This window comes from Spirosoma harenae (assembly GCF_054776975.1).
The window spans coordinates 50,359-67,101 of record NZ_BAAHBD010000002.1; the positions used below are offsets into that span (position 1 = coordinate 50,359).

At 45.6% G+C, this 16,743-nt stretch carries 16 protein-coding genes; 8 read left to right on the top strand and 8 right to left on the bottom strand.

The features are described from left to right. Positions 1-55: 55 nt before the first annotated feature. From ACYVE4_RS00625 to ACYVE4_RS00635, 3 genes are all read right to left on the bottom strand, one after another. Complete coding sequence (locus ACYVE4_RS00625; protein WP_460994836.1) at positions 56-1,828, bottom strand: purple acid phosphatase family protein; 1,773 nt, start codon at positions 1,826-1,828, stop codon at positions 56-58. Between the two features lie 25 nt (positions 1,829-1,853). After that, a complete protein-coding gene (locus ACYVE4_RS00630) occupies positions 1,854-2,645 on the bottom strand; it encodes a queuosine precursor transporter (protein ID WP_460994837.1) in 792 nt (263 codons plus the stop codon). 91 nt (positions 2,646-2,736) lie between these two features. Beyond that, entirely contained in the window at positions 2,737-4,146 is a 1,410-nt protein-coding gene (locus ACYVE4_RS00635; RefSeq protein WP_460994838.1) for a hypothetical protein, read from the bottom strand. A 190-nt stretch (positions 4,147-4,336) separates the two neighbouring features. On the opposite strand from ACYVE4_RS00635, the gene rbfA reads away from it, so the two are divergent. Both rbfA and ACYVE4_RS00645 read left to right on the top strand, forming a co-directional pair. After that, positions 4,337-4,705: a 30S ribosome-binding factor RbfA gene (gene rbfA, locus ACYVE4_RS00640; RefSeq protein WP_460994839.1), complete on the top strand. Its 369-nt coding sequence runs from the start codon at positions 4,337-4,339 to the stop codon at positions 4,703-4,705. 99 nt (positions 4,706-4,804) lie between these two features. Beyond that, on the top strand, positions 4,805-6,022 hold the full coding sequence (locus ACYVE4_RS00645) for an ABC transporter permease (protein WP_460994840.1): 1,218 nt from the start codon (positions 4,805-4,807) through the stop codon (positions 6,020-6,022). Positions 6,023-6,139: 117 nt separating this feature from the next. Here ACYVE4_RS00645 and ACYVE4_RS00650 read toward each other — a convergent pair whose 3' ends face one another. The 3 genes from ACYVE4_RS00650 to ACYVE4_RS00660 form a co-directional block, all read right to left on the bottom strand. Next, positions 6,140-7,357: a sugar MFS transporter gene (locus tag ACYVE4_RS00650; protein ID WP_460994841.1), complete on the bottom strand. Its 1,218-nt coding sequence runs from the start codon at positions 7,355-7,357 to the stop codon at positions 6,140-6,142. A gap of 105 nt (positions 7,358-7,462) precedes the next feature. Continuing rightward, positions 7,463-8,824: a Gfo/Idh/MocA family protein gene (locus ACYVE4_RS00655; RefSeq protein WP_460994842.1), complete on the bottom strand. Its 1,362-nt coding sequence runs from the start codon at positions 8,822-8,824 to the stop codon at positions 7,463-7,465. Between the two features lie 55 nt (positions 8,825-8,879). After that, positions 8,880-9,986, bottom strand: a complete 1,107-nt coding sequence (locus ACYVE4_RS00660; RefSeq protein WP_460994843.1) for an MBL fold metallo-hydrolase — start codon at positions 9,984-9,986, stop codon at positions 8,880-8,882. A gap of 199 nt (positions 9,987-10,185) precedes the next feature. Here ACYVE4_RS00660 and ACYVE4_RS00665 point away from each other — a divergent pair, with 199 nt between their 5' ends. Together ACYVE4_RS00665 and folE are read left to right on the top strand one after the other, a co-directional pair. Next, a complete protein-coding gene (locus ACYVE4_RS00665) occupies positions 10,186-10,647 on the top strand; it encodes a 6-pyruvoyl trahydropterin synthase family protein (RefSeq protein ID WP_460994844.1) in 462 nt (153 codons plus the stop codon). Then, the gene (gene folE / locus ACYVE4_RS00670; RefSeq protein WP_460994845.1) at positions 10,610-11,368 is read left to right on the top strand and encodes a GTP cyclohydrolase I FolE; all 759 of its coding nucleotides are present in this window, start codon (positions 10,610-10,612) and stop codon (positions 11,366-11,368) included. The genes ACYVE4_RS00665 and folE overlap by 38 nt, the downstream gene beginning before the upstream one ends. Before the next feature lie 115 nt (positions 11,369-11,483). Here the strand turns inward: folE and ACYVE4_RS00675 are convergent, their stop codons facing one another. Both ACYVE4_RS00675 and ACYVE4_RS00680 read right to left on the bottom strand, forming a co-directional pair. Continuing rightward, positions 11,484-12,416 carry a sugar phosphate isomerase/epimerase family protein gene (locus tag ACYVE4_RS00675; protein ID WP_460994846.1) on the bottom strand — a complete coding sequence of 311 codons (933 nt, stop codon included), beginning with the start codon at positions 12,414-12,416 and terminating at the stop codon, positions 11,484-11,486. A gap of 136 nt (positions 12,417-12,552) precedes the next feature. Continuing rightward, positions 12,553-12,972, bottom strand: a complete 420-nt coding sequence (locus ACYVE4_RS00680; protein ID WP_460994847.1) for a hotdog fold thioesterase — start codon at positions 12,970-12,972, stop codon at positions 12,553-12,555. A gap of 168 nt (positions 12,973-13,140) precedes the next feature. Between ACYVE4_RS00680 and ACYVE4_RS00685 the strand changes: the two genes are divergently transcribed. The 4 genes from ACYVE4_RS00685 (at position 13,141) to ACYVE4_RS00700 (ending at position 16,726) form a co-directional block, all read left to right on the top strand. After that, positions 13,141-13,779: a histidine phosphatase family protein gene (locus tag ACYVE4_RS00685; RefSeq protein ID WP_460994848.1), complete on the top strand. Its 639-nt coding sequence runs from the start codon at positions 13,141-13,143 to the stop codon at positions 13,777-13,779. Positions 13,780-13,920: 141 nt separating this feature from the next. Then, complete coding sequence (locus ACYVE4_RS00690; protein ID WP_460994849.1) at positions 13,921-15,033, top strand: sensor histidine kinase; 1,113 nt, start codon at positions 13,921-13,923, stop codon at positions 15,031-15,033. Between the two features lie 74 nt (positions 15,034-15,107). Further along, the gene (locus tag ACYVE4_RS00695; RefSeq protein WP_460994850.1) at positions 15,108-15,842 is read left to right on the top strand and encodes a LytR/AlgR family response regulator transcription factor; all 735 of its coding nucleotides are present in this window, start codon (positions 15,108-15,110) and stop codon (positions 15,840-15,842) included. A gap of 86 nt (positions 15,843-15,928) precedes the next feature. Beyond that, positions 15,929-16,726 carry a DUF3298 and DUF4163 domain-containing protein gene (locus ACYVE4_RS00700; protein WP_460994851.1) on the top strand — a complete coding sequence of 266 codons (798 nt, stop codon included), beginning with the start codon at positions 15,929-15,931 and terminating at the stop codon, positions 16,724-16,726. Positions 16,727-16,743: the final 17 nt, after the last annotated feature.

The following is a 16,743-nucleotide window of genomic DNA, read 5'->3' on the forward strand; positions in this document are numbered from 1 at the left end:
GCTCAGATTCTATTTTGTCATTCAAACGCCAGCAGGAATCTCAAAAATGAGGTCATTACTGATTTACCCAAAGCTTGGATTGATTCCCTAACTCGACTTTGATACCTGGATCGTAGGTTAATTTTTTTGCGTGTACTTCCGTGTTGTCCGAAACGGTCACGAAATGTTTCAGCAACAATTCATCGGAAGCAGTTGGTATCCGATTGCCTGACCAAACGCTTGGATCGTTCCAGTTACCTGCCTTAACTGTGAGCATTGGGCCTGAGCCAACGACTGTAAATACATCCTGTATACACTGCTTACTGTCGCGTACATAATATGTATTGATGGAGCCGGGCGCTGGCGTTACAGTTACCGAACGATTATTCGAGGAGAAAGCACCATTGGCGGGGTTACTCCATTGATAATCACTTATAAAGGATGCCGTAAGCGTCGCCGATTGTCCAGTGGCAACGGTTAACGATTTTGCCTGATCAACGTCTTTCATTACCGTGAATTGATCGCTGATCGTATACGGTGAACCCGGTTGGATAAACTTGGCATCCAGTCGATTATCTTCTACTTCAAAATAAAATGATCCTCCATTTTGTCGTTGGGTAGAAACCATTACAGGATGAGGGTTGAGCGCTGGATTATAGCCTAAAGCGCCTGCCGAACCTGCAACAACATAAACGGTTCCCTGCTTCTTTTTTGCGGATGTGCTTTTATACGCACACGAATTGGTGGAGCCATCGTAGCGCCCGGTTCCATTATCTTCAGGATAGCGGTAAGCCGATGGGTTAGCTACGAAATCGCTCATGGGTCCATATTGATCGTGAAGTGGGTACGATCGTTCATAATTATGGCAATGACCCAATACGACCATATCGACGCCAGAGCGTTCGAGAATGGGATTGATACGTTCGCGGATAGCAATAAGAGCTGGATCGGTTTCCGAATTATGAGCACCCTGGCTATAAGGTGGGAAATGCAGATAAACGACTTTCCATTTTTTCGTCGTAGCGGCTAAATCCTGTTTTAACCAAATTGACTGCGGGTGATTAAGCGTATCAGCGTAAAATCGCCAATCGGCGCCATTTACATTTCGGGTTCCAAAGCCGTCGAGCATCACAAAATGAATCGGGCCATAATCAAATGAATACCATTCTTTGGTTCCTGAAGCAACACCACCCGCTTCGGCATTGGTTGGCAAGCTGAAGATTGAGAAGTAGGGAATGTTATGCGATGCAGCCAGGGCGTTGTTATTGCTATAATCGTGATTGCCCGGTACCGCAAATAGCATGGAATTCTTCATCAGAGTGGTCTGATAAGGTGCAAAGAAATTCACCTGAAAAGCCGGGTCATCACCATCGTATGAGTTGTCACCGATGAGCATCCAGAGATCAGTCGGAGTTGATCCGCGAAAATTCAGAAAAGCATTCCGAACATTGGTTTGATTATTACCTGGATTCATACCACAGTCGCCGAAGGAAATAACCCGAATTTTTCGTTTGGAGTCGGCGGGCGGAGCGGTTAGGAAATAATTATCGGGTCCTTGTTGCAAAACCTGGCTGTTTGTGCCAACGCTATAAAAATACTGCGTATCTGGCGTTAAGCCTGTTAGGCGAATCTCATGCTCCATAGTCACATCAGTTTCACTAACACTGCTGGTAAGGTTACCGGCCGAGAGCCCATACGTAACTTTTCCGAACGTTGGGAAGTCGGTTCGCCATCGAATCGTAACAGCCGTTTGGGTGCCCAACTGTAAATAAGGACCTCTGGTTATGGTTTGCGCGCTAACTGATAAACTGATAAGTCCAAGCCATATCCATGCTAAACGTTTTCTCATAAACCAGTATAAATCAGAAATGTAATTACATAAACGAACTCATCGCTGATTCATTCGCCAGTTCCTCAGCGTGTTCTTTTCCCAGGTATTTATCAATAAAATAATGCGCGATATAGAGGAGAGGAGTGAAGGCAACCGCCGAAGCCGCTTTATACATGTAGTTCATAATCCCTACCGCCAGCACCTGCGTCAGCGACCAATTTCCGAACACATAAAAGGCAATTCCCAATACGACGAACGAATCGACCAACTGCGAAACCAGGGTTGATCCCGTTGCCCGTAGCCATATTTTCCGGCTTCCGGTAATTTTTCGAAGGGAGTGAAATACCGATACATCCAGAATTTGACCGATCAGAAAAGCCGTCAGCGAACCGATAATAATTCCCAATCCCTGCCGAAAAATCATTTGAAACGCATTGTTAATATTAATCGGATTTCCGGCTCCGTCTTTGGCATTGACATCCAGCCAGAACTGGGCCGGTGGAAGTGCTGTGACGGCGTAAATAATCAGGAAACTGAATCCGACGAACCCGGCCGTTAGAAACGAAATCCGACGGACACCCGCTTTGCCAAAATATTCGTTGATGACATCGGAGGTAATAAAAACGAACGGCCAGATTACGACGCCCGCTGTCAGATTAAAATCGAGGACAAAATCGCTGAAAAGATGAATTTGGGCTGGTTTCGTACCCAGCAGGGTTTCGACGGAAAAGATTTTAACACCAATGATTTCGGCTACCAGCGCATTGGTCAGGAAGACAGCGCTTAGAAAGATGTATAGATTGGTTCGTTTATTGGTAAAAGAGTAGGCAGGCATATCGATTTAAGAATTACGGATTACGATTTACAATTTTTTTCTACGTCAGCAACCCTACGTCAGCCATGAACCGAGTACGGCAAATGGGTTTTTATTTTCGTTTATACACATTGTTGACAGTCGTAGGCTCGTACTGTGTGGCCAGTGCAGGGGCTCGCTGGAATAATTTCTCAACTACATTCTCGCGGTCAATAATGTAGTCGGGAGGATCTTTTCGAAAGTGGTCAAATACGTTGATAACCGATTCGTAATTATCAAGATTTTTTAAGTCATATTTCGCTAGATCCCAGTTGAGATAAGGCGTTGCCAGTCGATTCTGCCGGTAAGCACTCAAGTCTTCTCCAATAATTAAAATGCGCTGGTTCTCAATGCCATTTGGCAATGGCGAAGGCTGTACCTGCAGGCTACTCAGACGCCCTAATTCCACACCCGGAATGATGCCTAACGCGCCTTGATAGAATACGAATAAAACCAGCAAAAAGGCGACCAGAAACGTGATCTCTGCCAGCCAGCGTCGCCGAATGCCATCGAAATAAAAATGCGCAAAATAGGCCATCGGCGGAACGAAACTCAGAAACGACATAGGGGCCAGAAAAGGCATTAAGCCAATGGTTAACACGGCAATGACAAACCATATCGCTACAATCTGTTGAATTCGCTGTTGAAAATTGATATATCGGCTTCCTCGATTGAGTAAGGTTAAAAACCCCAGTACGCCCAATCCTAGCGGAATCAATAACGATACCAAAAGCGACTGAAAATCAGACAGGGAATACTGGCGAACGCGGAATACGGAAGCCAACAGATTTCGATTGAAATCGTCCAGGCTATCGCAGAGGTAATAGAACAAAACTGTAGCGGCAAAAGGAAACAAAAAGCCGAAAAATGATAAAGAGTATTGCCGGAATGTAGCCCCCGTGTAGAACAGTAGCGACAGCATGGCCCAGAGGATAAATAAAGCCGATGGTAAATAGAACAGAGCCGCAATTCCGATATAAAAGCCAACTTCAAATACTTCATCCGTTGCCCCCCGCCGATCCATTTGCCGGGTCAGTGTCCCGAAAGCCAGCAATAAAAAACTGGTAGACATCAGCACGGGTGACAGCGTCAGGCAATCGAACGAAATATGCATGAACAGCATATAAATCAACCCCGGCCAGAACGTTCTATCTGGGTAGAAATCGCGACTATTGGTAAGGTAATTGAAATAGACAATTTGAAAAACCGAAACCAGCAGAGCCGCTCCGTGTAAGGCCAAGGTTGAGCGACCAAACAAACTATTGATGCCCCAATAAACTAACGCAGACAATGGACTAATACTATCCCAGATATCGCGGTATAGAAGGTCGCCCTGATTGATCTGCTCCCCAACAATCATCCAGTTCAGTTCGGGAATCAGGAGCGGGAACGGATGAAGCAGCAAGGGCAATCGGATTAGCACCAGCAACCCAAGTAAACTGACGTATTGGTATGAAAAATACGGTTGGAAAAAACGAAGCAAGACAGATGATAGTTTATAGTCTGTAGTTTGAGATTTGAGGTTGTCTAATGCACGATAAACGAACAGGCCAGCCAACTTCAAACCTCAAACTACAGACCCTAAATTGACTACTACCTGTAAAATTACGGGCAATTTCGGCAGAATGGAAAAATGGATGGATATTTGCAAAATAGATTAAGCCCCAATTTGTATGGAATCGAAACGACAGCAGAAAGTGGCCCGGCAGCTGCAAAAAGATTTGAGTGAAATTTTTCAGCGCGAAGTGCCACATTTGTTCAACGGGGCGTTTATCACTGTCACAAATGTGCGTGTTTCGCCCGATCTCAGCGTGGCTCGTGTGTACCTGAGTTTTCTGGCTACCAAGAATAAACAGTTATTGCTGGAAACGATTCAAGAGAAGGGTAAAGTGATCCGTCAGCACCTCGGCGATCGGGTCCGGCACCAACTTCGAATCGTTCCCGAACTTAGTTTCTTCTTAGATGACACGGCTGAGTACGCCGATAAAATGGACAAACTCTTCGCCGGTCTGGAGATCCCTCCAGCGCCGGAAGAGGAATGAGCGAATTGTGAATGAGTGAATGAGCGAATAGCAGTCGTGATGAATAAAACATGCGTCAGCTATTCACTTATTCACTCATTCACTCATTCACAATTAAATATGAATCTCCCTGCCTGGATTGCCCGTCGGTATTTTTTCTCTCGAAAGAAACGCAGTTTCATTAGCTGGTTATCTATTATGTCGATGCTTGGTGTAGGCGTTGGCACAATGGCACTAGTTGTGGTATTGTCGGTTTTCAACGGAATGGAAGAATTGAATCGGCAAATTTTTAAGTCGTTCGAAGCCGACATGACCGTTTCGCCGAAACAGGGCAAGCGGTTTTTGGCTTCACCAGATTTGCTAAAGCAGCTTCGTCAGGTTCCTGGCGTACACCTGCTTACTTCAGTCGCACAGGATAATGCGCTGGCCCGGTATGCCAATGCACAGACAGTAATTAAGCTAAAAGGTGTCGATGAAAATTACCTCCAGCGGCAGCAACTCGACTCGGCATTACTCGAAGGGCGTTTATTACTCCATAAAGACGGGGCCAATTATGCAATTGTTGCAGAAGGCGTTCGACATGATCTGAGCATTTCACCGATGGATATACTGACGCCGTTGGAAATTCTATATCCACAAAGCGGAGAAACGTTTAGTGTCTTAAATCCAAACGCCTTTAATCGAGAGCGACTGACGGTATCAGGCATTTTTTTTATTGAATCCCGTTACCAAAATTTCGTGCTTACGCCCCTGACCGTAGCGCGCGACTTGTTTGGCTACAAATCGGATGAAGTAACAAGTCTTGAGATACAGCTACAGCCCGGTACAAATGAGCGGAAAGTAAAACAGGCTTTACAGGATGTCGTTGACAAATCAGGAGGAGGGAATTTGATCGTACAAAGTCGTGATGACTTAAATATTGATCTTTACCGGGCGATTTACGTCGAAAAACTGTTTGTGGCGATCACGCTTTCCTTTATTATTCTCATTGCCTCGATCAACATTTTCTTCTCGCTCTCTATGCTGGTGATTGAGAAGAAAGCCGATATCCAAATTTTGTTTGCGTTAGGCGCTACCCGAAATATGGTTCGTCGGATTTTCCTGACCGAAGGCGCGATCATTGCCTTGAGTGGAGCTTTAAGTGGCTTAATCTTAGGCGTTTTGCTTTGTCTGGCTCAGGAGCGCTATGGATTTGTTGGCATGGGCCTGGTCGACTCTATTATTGACGCCTACCCAGTCCGACTTCAATGGGGTGATATTCTGCTGACGGGTATTCTCGTTATTCTAATTACTGTTTTGACATCCTGGTTCCCTGCCCAGCGCGCAGCTAAGACGTAAGTTAACGCGATGGTGATCTTATGAAGTGTCAAAGACACGTAATGTGTATAGAAAAAGCCCCGCTGAATCAGCGGGGCTTTTTCTATACACATTATAATACTATGCGGTCAAACTAATTTACCAACTCGTTTTCTTATACCCTATCGTAGCATAGTAGAGAATAAAGGCGAACAGGGGAAGCAGTAATCCATAAGCCATTTTGGGGCTAATGTTGTCGAATAAATAGCCGTGTAAAGGAGGAAGTATAGCACCACCAGCAATAGCCATAATCAATAAGGCCGAACCAATTTTGGTGAATTTTCCCAGTCGATTCAGCGCTAACGGCCAGATGGCAGGCCAGGTTGGGGCAATGGCGAAGCCAAGTAATGCGATGCAAAGGATTGAGGTAAAACCGTCTGTTGCTAAGGCACCAATGGTTAGAATGATCGCTAGAATCATACCATACCGAAGTGCATTTTGCTGTGAAATAAACTTTGGAATAGCGAGAATTCCCAGTATGTAACCTGCTAATAATCCGTAGAGTGTGTATTCTGTAAAATACTTGGCTTCGTCATTTCCGAAACCAATGGCTTTGCCATAATTGATAATCGTGTCACCCGAAATCACCTCTGCGCCAACGTAACAGAATAGCGCAATTACACCGAGTACAAGATTTGGGAACTGCCATACACTCGTATGAGCCGTTGCATCGGCAGGCGAATCTTCCTGTTCCTCAGAAACTTCAGGTAAATTGGATAGTCGGACTAAGCCAGCCAATAGAATCAGAATTCCCGTTAGCACCAAATAAGGAGTAACTACTTTTTCTAAACTTTGCGGACCTACAGCAACGCTTGTACCTGTCAGTAATAAGCTACCAAAGACACGCTGACTAATAATACCAGCCAGTTTATTAGCAACTCCCATAAAACTGATGCGCTGAGCAGCACTTTCGCGTGGGCCGAGGATCGTAGCATAAGGATTTGAAGCTGTCTGTAATACAGTCAGACCAACGCCAATTAAAAATAATCCAACCAGGAATAACGGATAAGAAAAGGAACGAGCTGCTGGCACGAAAACTAGAGTCCCCACTGCCATAATCAGCAATCCCAGCGACATACCATTCTTGAAACCAGTTCGTTTCAACACGGCCGACGATGGAATAGCCATCAAGGTATAGGAAATAAAAAACGCAGAAGCCACCAAACTCGACCCGACCGTACTGAGGTTAAATGCCTGTTTAAAAAAGGCCATCAACACGCTGTTGGTCCAGGTTACGAAGCCAAAAACGAAAAAAAGAGCACCGATAATGAGTAATGGGCCGGTGTAATTTTGGGATTTAGGAGGAGCAGAAATCATTGTTTGAACTAGGATTGATCAGATTGATGGCCGAATCTGATTTGGTTACAATCCCAAATATGCAAAACATAATCTGCTTAATCCATCAATCCGACGAATCGTGGGCTAGAAATTATCCGTCAGGCCAAAAATGGGCTTATTGGTTTTCCACTTACCGCGTGTGAAATCCGGAATGTCGATGGCTTTGCTACCCTTGGCGATACTTTCTTCCGATAATGGACTGATCGCACTCCAGGCGGCTGCATCATACACATCAATGGGCGGTGGCGTTTTCGTTTTGATCGACTCCATAAACGCCCGAAGTACGAAGAAATCAATACCGCCGTGTCCGGCGTTTTCGGCTGTTTGGGCGTGGCGTTTCCAAAGTGGATGATCGTATTTGTCCTGATAGGCCGCAAACGGTTCCCAGGTATGTGGTTTGGGGCTGGTTCCTTCCAGATAGATCATATCGTTATCATCCATCCAGATTCCTTGTGTACCCTGCGCCCGAAACCCGAGTGAGTAGGGGCGAGGTGAGTTTGTGTCGTGAATGATCATAATGTTCTCGCCATTCGCACACTCGATCATAGTAGTGACTACATCGCCCAATTTAAAATTAACCTTCGCGTTCGGGTGATTTGCTCCACCTTTATCAACAACATATTTATGCAATCCCCGGCTTTTGGTCGCCATTGAAGTCAGACGGACAAACTGATTTCCCCGGTTGATATTGAGCCAGTGTGCAACAGGCCCTAGCCCGTGGGTTGGGTATAAATCACCGTTCCGATCAACGGAATGTTGAGTGCGCCAATGGGCTGCAGAATAGCCTTTCGCCCCAAATTCAGCGCCTACGCCCCCAATGGATTTACCATCGTTAAATTTGATATTTCGCAGATCGTGTTGGTAGCCGCAATGGGCATATAACATTTCGCCAAATAACCCCTGTCGGATCATGTGCAAAATCGCCAGCACATCCCGTCGGTAGCAGACGTTTTCCAGAATCATGCAGGGAGAACCTGTTTTTTCAAAGGCTTCGATCAGATCCCAGGATTCTTTCAATGTTACTGTGGCAGATACCTCGACTCCCGCGTATTTCCCCGCTTTCATCGTAGCAACCGCCATTGGAACGTGCCATTCCCAGGGGGTAGAAATTACAACGCCATCAATATCATCCCGTTTGAGCATGTCCTCAAACGCTTTATCCCCTTTGCCGTAAGCAACTGGCGCTTTCCGACCTGCCTTGGTAATCATGGCATTGGTCCGGGCAATGGACTCGGAGTCAGGATCGCAAATGGCGGTTATGTCAACATCATCCCGAAAAAGTGCCTGCGCTACGTGACTTCTCCCCCGTGATCCAACGCCAATAAATGCTAATCTAACTTTAGGATCAGCTGGTTTAGCCCCCGTTAAAATCGTTGGAAAAATAGAGGTTGCCGCGCCAGTAAGAGCAGCCGTACGGATAAACTCACGTCGGGTAGTTGTCTGCATGATCGAGTAGTAGTTGATCCGTCAAATAAAAGCGTTTCCCTGTAAATCTACTTAATCAGAAATTCCACCAAACTGTTCGAGGGTAGGATGCATTTAACACAACAGGTTCGCCAATTTGCGGTGTTGTTACATCAAAACCACCTCTCTCCGCTTGCTTCATTAGCCGTTTTATGGGCTCGTTCCAGGGATGCATCGCAAGTGAAAATTTTGCCCAGTGAACAGGCAGCAGAGTTCGGGCCCGTAAATCCTGAGCAGCTGTAATCACCTCTTCGGGAAACATGTGAATGTTGGGCCAGTCGCGGCCATATTGACCACATTCCAGAATCGCTAAGTCGAATGGACCGTATTTATCGCCAATGGTTTGGAAATGTTTGCCGTAGCCCGAATCGCCCCCCAGGAATAAGTTGTAGCCGTGTAATTTTAGGACGAAAGCCGTCCAGAGCGTTCGTCCGCGTGCGAAACTTCGTCCTGAAAAATGGCGAGCAGGAGCCGCTGTAAGGTCAATGTCAGGGGCTACGGATTGATGCTCCCACCAATCAAATTCAACAATTTGCTCTGGTTTAGCTCCCCAGCGTTCCAGGTGCGCACCTACGCCAAGTCCAGTATATATTTTCTTGACTTTGGGGATGAGTTTACTGACTGTTGGGTAATCCAGGTGGTCGTAATGATCGTGGGAAATTATCAGATAATCGATGTCCGGCATTTCGTCTACGCCATACGTATTAGTGCCTGCATATGCCGAACCGAAAAACGACACGGGCGATGCATGACCACTGAATACGGGATCGATTAGTATTGTAACGCCCTGAGATTTAATTAAATATGATGAATGCCCAAACCATACGATCGTCGGCTTTTCGTCTGAAAGAGCTTTTAAGTCTGTTTTAATGGAAGGTAATGGTCGAGGGGGGACATTGTCTTTTGGTTTATTCAGATTGTCCCAAATTGTGGCGTAGTAGGAAGCTCCTTCGCGCAGAACCGCAGTAGGTTCCAGATTCTGAAAAGCTCCGTCCTTATAGTTAGGCGATTGCTTGATTCGTTCGAGTCGGGCTTCGGCGGGATCTTTGCCGAAAGGACTTTGCTGCATAAAAATTAAGGTACCGGCCAGTAACACAAGAATAATAATAACTATCGCTAACATGATGGTTCGAAATCGTTTCATGGGGGCACAACGGGGCTGGTTGGGAGCGAGTTCCAGTTTGGTCGGGCGAAGTTACGAATGGGAACAATACCGGATAAGCGGATGTTATACTGCTGAACCGACTCAAAAGGGCGTTCTGGCTACACGCTCTGCTTTCGGTCTGTGTTGTACACAAACTTTGTAACGACAGGCTGATCGATCTTTTCGATTCACTTTTTTTATGAAGACTTCCAGTATGGATGTTCCCCAAACGAACATTCCCAGGGCGAATAGTCCACGGGTTGCTGTCTTTCGGAAGGAACATTTTAACGCGGCACACCGTCTGAACAATCCGAATTGGTCAGATGAAAAAAACGCACGGGTTTATGGAAAATGCAATAACCCACATTTTCATGGTCATAATTATGATCTGATTGTGCAGGTGACGGGGCCAATTGACCCTGAAACGGGTTATGTCATTGACATGAAGTATCTGGGCGACCTGATGAAGGAGCATGTCATTGATCGTTTCGACCATAAAAACTTGAATCTGGATACCGACGAATTTGCTGATTTGAATCCGTCGGCCGAAAACATTGCCATCGTCATTCACGACATTTTACGAACCCATCTAAGTGAAGACTTAGAGCTCAAAATCAGATTGTATGAAACTGAACGGAACTTCGTCGAATACCCAGCCTAACGGCCGACCTTTGGATGGTTTTCACCAAAATGGACATGGTTCGAACGGGCACCAGCACGACGAATTAGTGGATGAAATTGGAGATGCTCACGGAGCTGCGTCAATCGACACGCCTATGCGCCCGGATGCGTTCGCACTTGATGATGACTTTAAGATTGATCTTATCGAAGACCATTTCCGGGAAATCATGAACATTCTGGGGCTGGATCTGACCGACGATAGTTTGAAAGGATCTCCCCGGCGTGTCGCTAAAATGTACGTAAAGGAAATATTTAGTGGATTAAATCCCGCCAACAAACCGGCGCCAACGTTATTCGATAATAAGTTTCGGTACAACGAAATGCTGGTCGAGAAAGATATTACCGTTCAGACTTATTGCGAGCATCATTTTGTGCCGATTATCGGCAAAGCACACGTTGCCTATATTTCCAGTGGGAAAGTGATTGGCCTGTCGAAACTGAACCGAATTGTGGAATATTTCAGTAAGCGCCCTCAAGTGCAGGAACGTCTGACGGTTCAGATTGCCGATGAACTGAAGCGTGTTTTGGAAACTGACGATGTAGCCGTAATTATTGATGCCAAACACTTGTGCGTGTCGACACGTGGTGTTCGTGATGTGAATAGCTCCACCATCACCTCATCATACAGCGGAAAATTTGACGATGAAGCCACCCGGCAGGAACTGCTGCACTATGTATCTCAGCCGAGTGTAATGATATAAGTAGATTATTTTTTTGTCATGCCGACGCAGGCAGCATCTTAAATTATCCTAAACAGCAAGTACGGGAACCTTAAGATGCTGCCTGCGTCAGTGTGACAAAAATGACTAGAATAGCCTAAACCATCGGTCCAACGCGTTCGAGCAGGGCTTTTGATTTACGGATACCGTCGTATTCTTCCAGGGTATTACCTTCATATTCAATACCGACGATGCCTTTGAAACGGCTGTCTTTCACAATTTTCATGATGCGGTTGTAGTCCGTTTCAACACAATTTCCGTTTGCGTCGAAATTGTAGAATTTTGCCGAAACGCCTTTCGCAAACGGCATCATTTCCTTGGTTCCCTTATAGCGATCGTATTCTTCGATGCAGGAGAAATCCTTACCAGGGCTGTGCTTCATGCAGAAATTGCCGAAGTCGGGAAGGGTGCCGACGTTTTTCATATTGACCTGGTTCATTACATTGGAAATCCATTCGCCACTAGATGAGTAACCACCGTGATTCTCGACGATCACATTGATATTCATGGTTTTAGCGAACTCGCCTAGCTTCCCTAAGCTCTCGATAGCCGCCTTGGAAACTTCTTCCGCTGTACCTTGTCCGGCAGCATTTACCCGAATCGTTTTGCAGCCTAAATATTTAGCGCATTCGACCCATTTGTGGTGATTTTCAATGGCTTTCGCTCGTTCAGCAGCATCGGTTGCGCCCAGATTTCCCTCGCCATCGATCATGATCAAATGGTTGGTAATACCATTGTCTTTGCAACGAGTGAGCAAATCATTGAGGTAAGTCTTATCCTGCGCTTTGTCTTTGAAAAATTGGTTTACGTATTCGACTATGCTGATATCGAACTCTTTACGAGCGATTCCTGGAAAATCGAGATTCGTGATTTTTTTGCTGAACAAAGCTTTATGCAATGACCATTCTGCCAGTGAAATGTTGAACCACAATTTTTGAGGAGCTGCTTCCGTAAAAACGGTTGGCATAAGAGTCAGGCCAGCGAGTGAGCCAGCTGCTTGTTTCAGAAACGAACGACGGTTAGTTGTCATACACAACAGAGTTAGTAAATAGGTTGGTTGGGCGGGAATAAACCGCTTTCTGCGGGTGAAAAGCAGGCTGCCCGATTGAAATACTTATCTTGAATTGGACAGTTAATAGCGACTTAAGGTTTAGTGGACACGTATATTACTTAACAGTAATCACGGCAACTGTCAGTCGACTAACACATACTGGTCTTCCCTGTTCGTCGGCGATTCGAATATCCCATACGTGTGTCGTACGTCCCGTGTGAATCGGCGTGCAGCGTCCATACACCCAACCTTCGCGTACGGATCGAAGGTGATTAGCGTTGATTTCCAGACCAACAGCATGCTGTTTGGTTGGATCATCCAGAAGCATATAGGAGGCTACGCTACCCAGCGTTTCGGCTAGTACGACCGAAGCCCCTCCGTGTAAAATTCCAAATGGTTGATGCGTTCGTTTGTCGACAGGCATTCGGGCAATCAAATAGCCTTCGCCTGCTTCCATAAATTCAATGCCTAAGAGTTTTGCGATAGAGTCATTATGGATAAAGTCAAGCGCATTCAGGTCAAATCCAGCTTTCATTTTTTGTTTTATTTCGTGTTATAGTTTTTATATTCCTGGTTTCTGTCATGAAGTTGATAATGAGTCGCGAAACTTGGAACATTAGGTCTGAAACAAGGTTATAACCTGTTTTTTTCGTAATTTTGCGGCTCAAATTCGAAAAAAATTGCCGATTGGCAAGGAAGCAGCTTGGCACAAAAAACAATATATCTAATTCGTCACGGCGAAACGGATTTTAACCGACGGGGAGTAGTTCAGGGAAGTGGAGTCGATGCAGACCTCAACGAGATGGGACGAGCACAGGCAATGGCATTTTTTCTGGCCTATCAGCACGTCCCCTTCGACAAAATTTATATTTCAGGGTTAAAGCGGACCTATCAAACAGCGGAACCCTTTATCGATCTTGGTATTTCGTATGAAAAACTTACCGGCCTTAATGAGATTAGCTGGGGAGTGATGGAAGGGAAAGTGCCAGGAAATTTAGATAATGAATATTACCGGAATTTGATTGAAGCCTGGGAGTCTGGCAATACAGCAATGACGACAGACGGTGGAGAAAGTCCCGAACAGGTCGTTGATCGGCAGAAAATAGCCATAGATACTATCCTCTCCCATCCCGATGAGACAACGATCTTGGTTGCCATGCATGGGCGGGCTATTCGTATTTTGCTAAGTTGGCTCACAAATCAACCGCTTTCAAAGATGGATCAGTTTGAGCATAGCAACCTTTGTCTTTACAAATTACAGTATGATTATGAGTCGGCTCAATTTACGATTGAGTTATCAAACGACACGGCTCATTTGCTTTCGCTGGCTATCATGCCCTAATCTTTTTGGGGCTACCAATTAACAGCCGTCATCAGCCGATAATCCATCTATACACCCACTGATAATTGCTGACTGTACATTGGTATACGAAAACATGTATATTCGTTTTATGGGCTGGTTGTTTTGCCCGATAAGATGAACATGCCGAAGCAGAAAATATATTGGTTTTGTCAGCTTTTTGGCTGGTCGCTCCTGATCGCAGCGGAGTACACAGCGTATGTGCTGGAAGACGGCTTCGATCCGGACATGCTCTACTTAGCCATCGCCAATATTTTTCTGGGGGTTACGCTGACGCATTTATACCGACTCATGATTCGGCGCTGGAACTGGGTTCGGCTTCCTTTTTTTCAACTGGCTCCCCGCGTACTGATGTCGGTATTTGTTCTGGCATTGATTATGACAATGGTGAATTTGCCGATAGATCAACTCATTGTTCCGCAACACCTGGCCAACGAACCTACTGTTTTTATAGGTTATCTTATGAATTGGGGGAAAACCATGCTGACCTGGGTACTGACCTACACAGCGTATCATTATGTAGAACAGAACCGTAATGATGAAATTGAGAAGCTATTGCTCAAGACCAGCGTTCGGGAAACGGAAGCCAAAGTACTGCGCTCACAATTGAATCCGCACTTCGTCTTTAATGCCTTGAATAGCATCCGGGCATTGGTCTATGAAAACCCGACTAAAGCGCAGCAAGGTATCACGCAACTTTCTAATCTTCTGCGGAATTCCCTATTGGCCGATCGGCGAAAGACCGTTGAATTGCGCGAGGAAATCAAAACAGTTGAGGATTATTTATCCCTCGAAAAAGTCCGCTACGAAGATCGACTGACATCTGATATTGATCTCGATAACCGAACGCTTTACTGGCAGGTACCGCCTATGATGCTACAAACGCTGGTCGAAAATGCCATCAAACATGGCGTTTCAACGGCCGTTGGTGGAGGTTTTGTTGAAGTTCGTTCGAGTATCGTTGCAGATAAACTCCACATCATTATTCGAAATACAGGTGTTTTGGGTGATAAAAAAGCATCCGGTGGTTTTGGATTGGCCAATACGGCCCAACGACTGGAGTTGCTGTATGGCCCTGATGCCCAATTTCAAATTTTTCAGGAAGACCCAGGTAATCGCGTCGCAGGTTTGCGTAACGATGGACCAATAGTTTGTGCTGAAATCACGATTCCTGCCCAGTCGGAGGGCATGTTCCGACGCGAAAAACAGCCGTTAGGCGTAAAAAGTGAATCCTGAAAAGTTGGCAATCTGGTTCGCAGATTTATAGATAACTCATTAGGTTTCATTTTGTGCCCTGACTCCTTTATCGTATGAAAACCCTTATTATTGACGACGAACGCTTAGCCCGCAACGAACTTCGCCGGCTTCTCGAAAACTTTCCGAAAATTCAGATTATTGGTGAAGCCGCCAGCGCTGACGAAGCCTTGCCGATGATCGAAGAACTGGAACCTGAACTCCTTTTTCTGGATATTCAGATGCCCGGTAAGAATGGATTTGAGCTACTGCAATCCATCGAAGGTAAAACTCCCGAAGTTATTTTCACGACGGCTTTCGACGAATACGCGATCAAAGCGTTTGAATTCAATGCGCTCGATTATTTATTGAAACCCGTCGAATTATCCCGACTGTCAGAAGCCATTCACCGGGTTGAAGAGGAGCAGCACGTTCCCGAAAATTCAGGTATTTCGCCCAATGGATCTTCGAAAGTGCTGGGTGAAAACGATCAGGTTTTCGTAAAAGATGGTGAGAAATGCTGGTTCGTGAAACTGGGTAAAGTGCGACTATTCGAATCAATGGGCAACTACGTTCGTCTCTATTTCGACGATCAGAAACCGCTGGTACTCAAATCCCTAAATGCGCTGGAAGACCGGCTGAATCCGGCAACGTTTTTCCGGGCTAACCGAAAACATATCATCAATCTCCAATGGATCGAGAAAATCGAACCCTGGTTCAGTGGTGGATTGCTGGTGACTTTGCGAGGAGGAGATAAAATCGAAATTAGCCGTCGACAAGCAATTCGGTTTAAAGATTTATTAAGTTTGTAGTGTGGGGTAATTGGATGTGAATGGAGGATCATCTGGCTATAATCAAGCAAATTACTTCCGTCGTCCAATTACCTTATTGCTGCTTCATGAAGTTACTTTTTTCAACGTTTCTTTTCGGACTATTTGGTATTCTTTCCGCGTGCCATTCCACACATTCCGATCCGCCATCCTTAGCTCGTCAGCAGTATACGCTGGGGGGAGCTAAATCCTGCGATACCACGACCAACAGCGGTGTTGACGTTTCTGTATCCTACGTTTTATTGAAAGATGATACGGAAGTTGCCCGGAAAATCAACGATAGTCTTCGGATTTTGGCGGTGAACACTGTTGTTGGATGGCTCGATAGTGCAACAGTCGCTAAAAATCCGGACGCCCGTCAGAATTTAGCCAAAGCGGCTAATCTTTTTGCGATGGACTATGAAGCAATGCGGAAGGATATTGGCAATTTAGGCGGATGTTGGGAACTCGAAACAACGGCCGATACGGTCCATGTTAGCCCTAAAGCGTTGACTGTTAAAGTAGAAACGTATGCGTATACAGGTGGAGCACACCCCAATTCTAATCTTGCCTTTTATACGTTCGACCGGGAAACAGGCCGAATTCTAACCCTGAATGATATGGTCGCCGATACAACGGCGTTGCTTGGCGTTCTGGAAACGGCATTCCGACAACAGCAAAATTTGCTGCCAAAGGCTAATCTTGAAGAACAAGGCTACTTTCTGCGCGACGGTCATTTTTTCCTCCCTGCCAACGTTGGGACAGGACGGAATGGAATGATTTTTTATTACAACTCCTACGAAATTGCAGCCTATGCAGTTGGTCCAATTCAGGTAACGGTACCGTACGAAAAGCTAAACGGTATTCTCCGCGACGATTGGTTTTAGCCACTGGTCTGTTTCTG

Coding starts and splice junctions, on each gene's coding strand:
- ACYVE4_RS00625 (WP_460994836.1), bottom strand. CDS start 1,828: ATGAGAAAACGTTTAGCATGGATATGGCTTGGACTTATCAGTTTATCA.
- ACYVE4_RS00630 (WP_460994837.1), bottom strand. CDS start 2,645: ATGCCTGCCTACTCTTTTACCAATAAACGAACCAATCTATACATCTTT.
- rbfA (WP_460994839.1), top strand. CDS start 4,337: ATGGAATCGAAACGACAGCAGAAAGTGGCCCGGCAGCTGCAAAAAGAT.
- ACYVE4_RS00645 (WP_460994840.1), top strand. CDS start 4,805: ATGAATCTCCCTGCCTGGATTGCCCGTCGGTATTTTTTCTCTCGAAAG.
- ACYVE4_RS00650 (WP_460994841.1), bottom strand. CDS start 7,357: ATGATTTCTGCTCCTCCTAAATCCCAAAATTACACCGGCCCATTACTC.
- ACYVE4_RS00655 (WP_460994842.1), bottom strand. CDS start 8,824: ATGCAGACAACTACCCGACGTGAGTTTATCCGTACGGCTGCTCTTACT.
- ACYVE4_RS00660 (WP_460994843.1), bottom strand. CDS start 9,986: ATGAAACGATTTCGAACCATCATGTTAGCGATAGTTATTATTATTCTT.
- ACYVE4_RS00665 (WP_460994844.1), top strand. CDS start 10,186: ATGAAGACTTCCAGTATGGATGTTCCCCAAACGAACATTCCCAGGGCG.
- folE (WP_460994845.1), top strand. CDS start 10,610: ATGAAACTGAACGGAACTTCGTCGAATACCCAGCCTAACGGCCGACCT.
- ACYVE4_RS00675 (WP_460994846.1), bottom strand. CDS start 12,416: ATGACAACTAACCGTCGTTCGTTTCTGAAACAAGCAGCTGGCTCACTC.
- ACYVE4_RS00680 (WP_460994847.1), bottom strand. CDS start 12,972: ATGAAAGCTGGATTTGACCTGAATGCGCTTGACTTTATCCATAATGAC.
- ACYVE4_RS00690 (WP_460994849.1), top strand. CDS start 13,921: ATGCCGAAGCAGAAAATATATTGGTTTTGTCAGCTTTTTGGCTGGTCG.
- ACYVE4_RS00695 (WP_460994850.1), top strand. CDS start 15,108: ATGAAAACCCTTATTATTGACGACGAACGCTTAGCCCGCAACGAACTT.
- ACYVE4_RS00700 (WP_460994851.1), top strand. CDS start 15,929: ATGAAGTTACTTTTTTCAACGTTTCTTTTCGGACTATTTGGTATTCTT.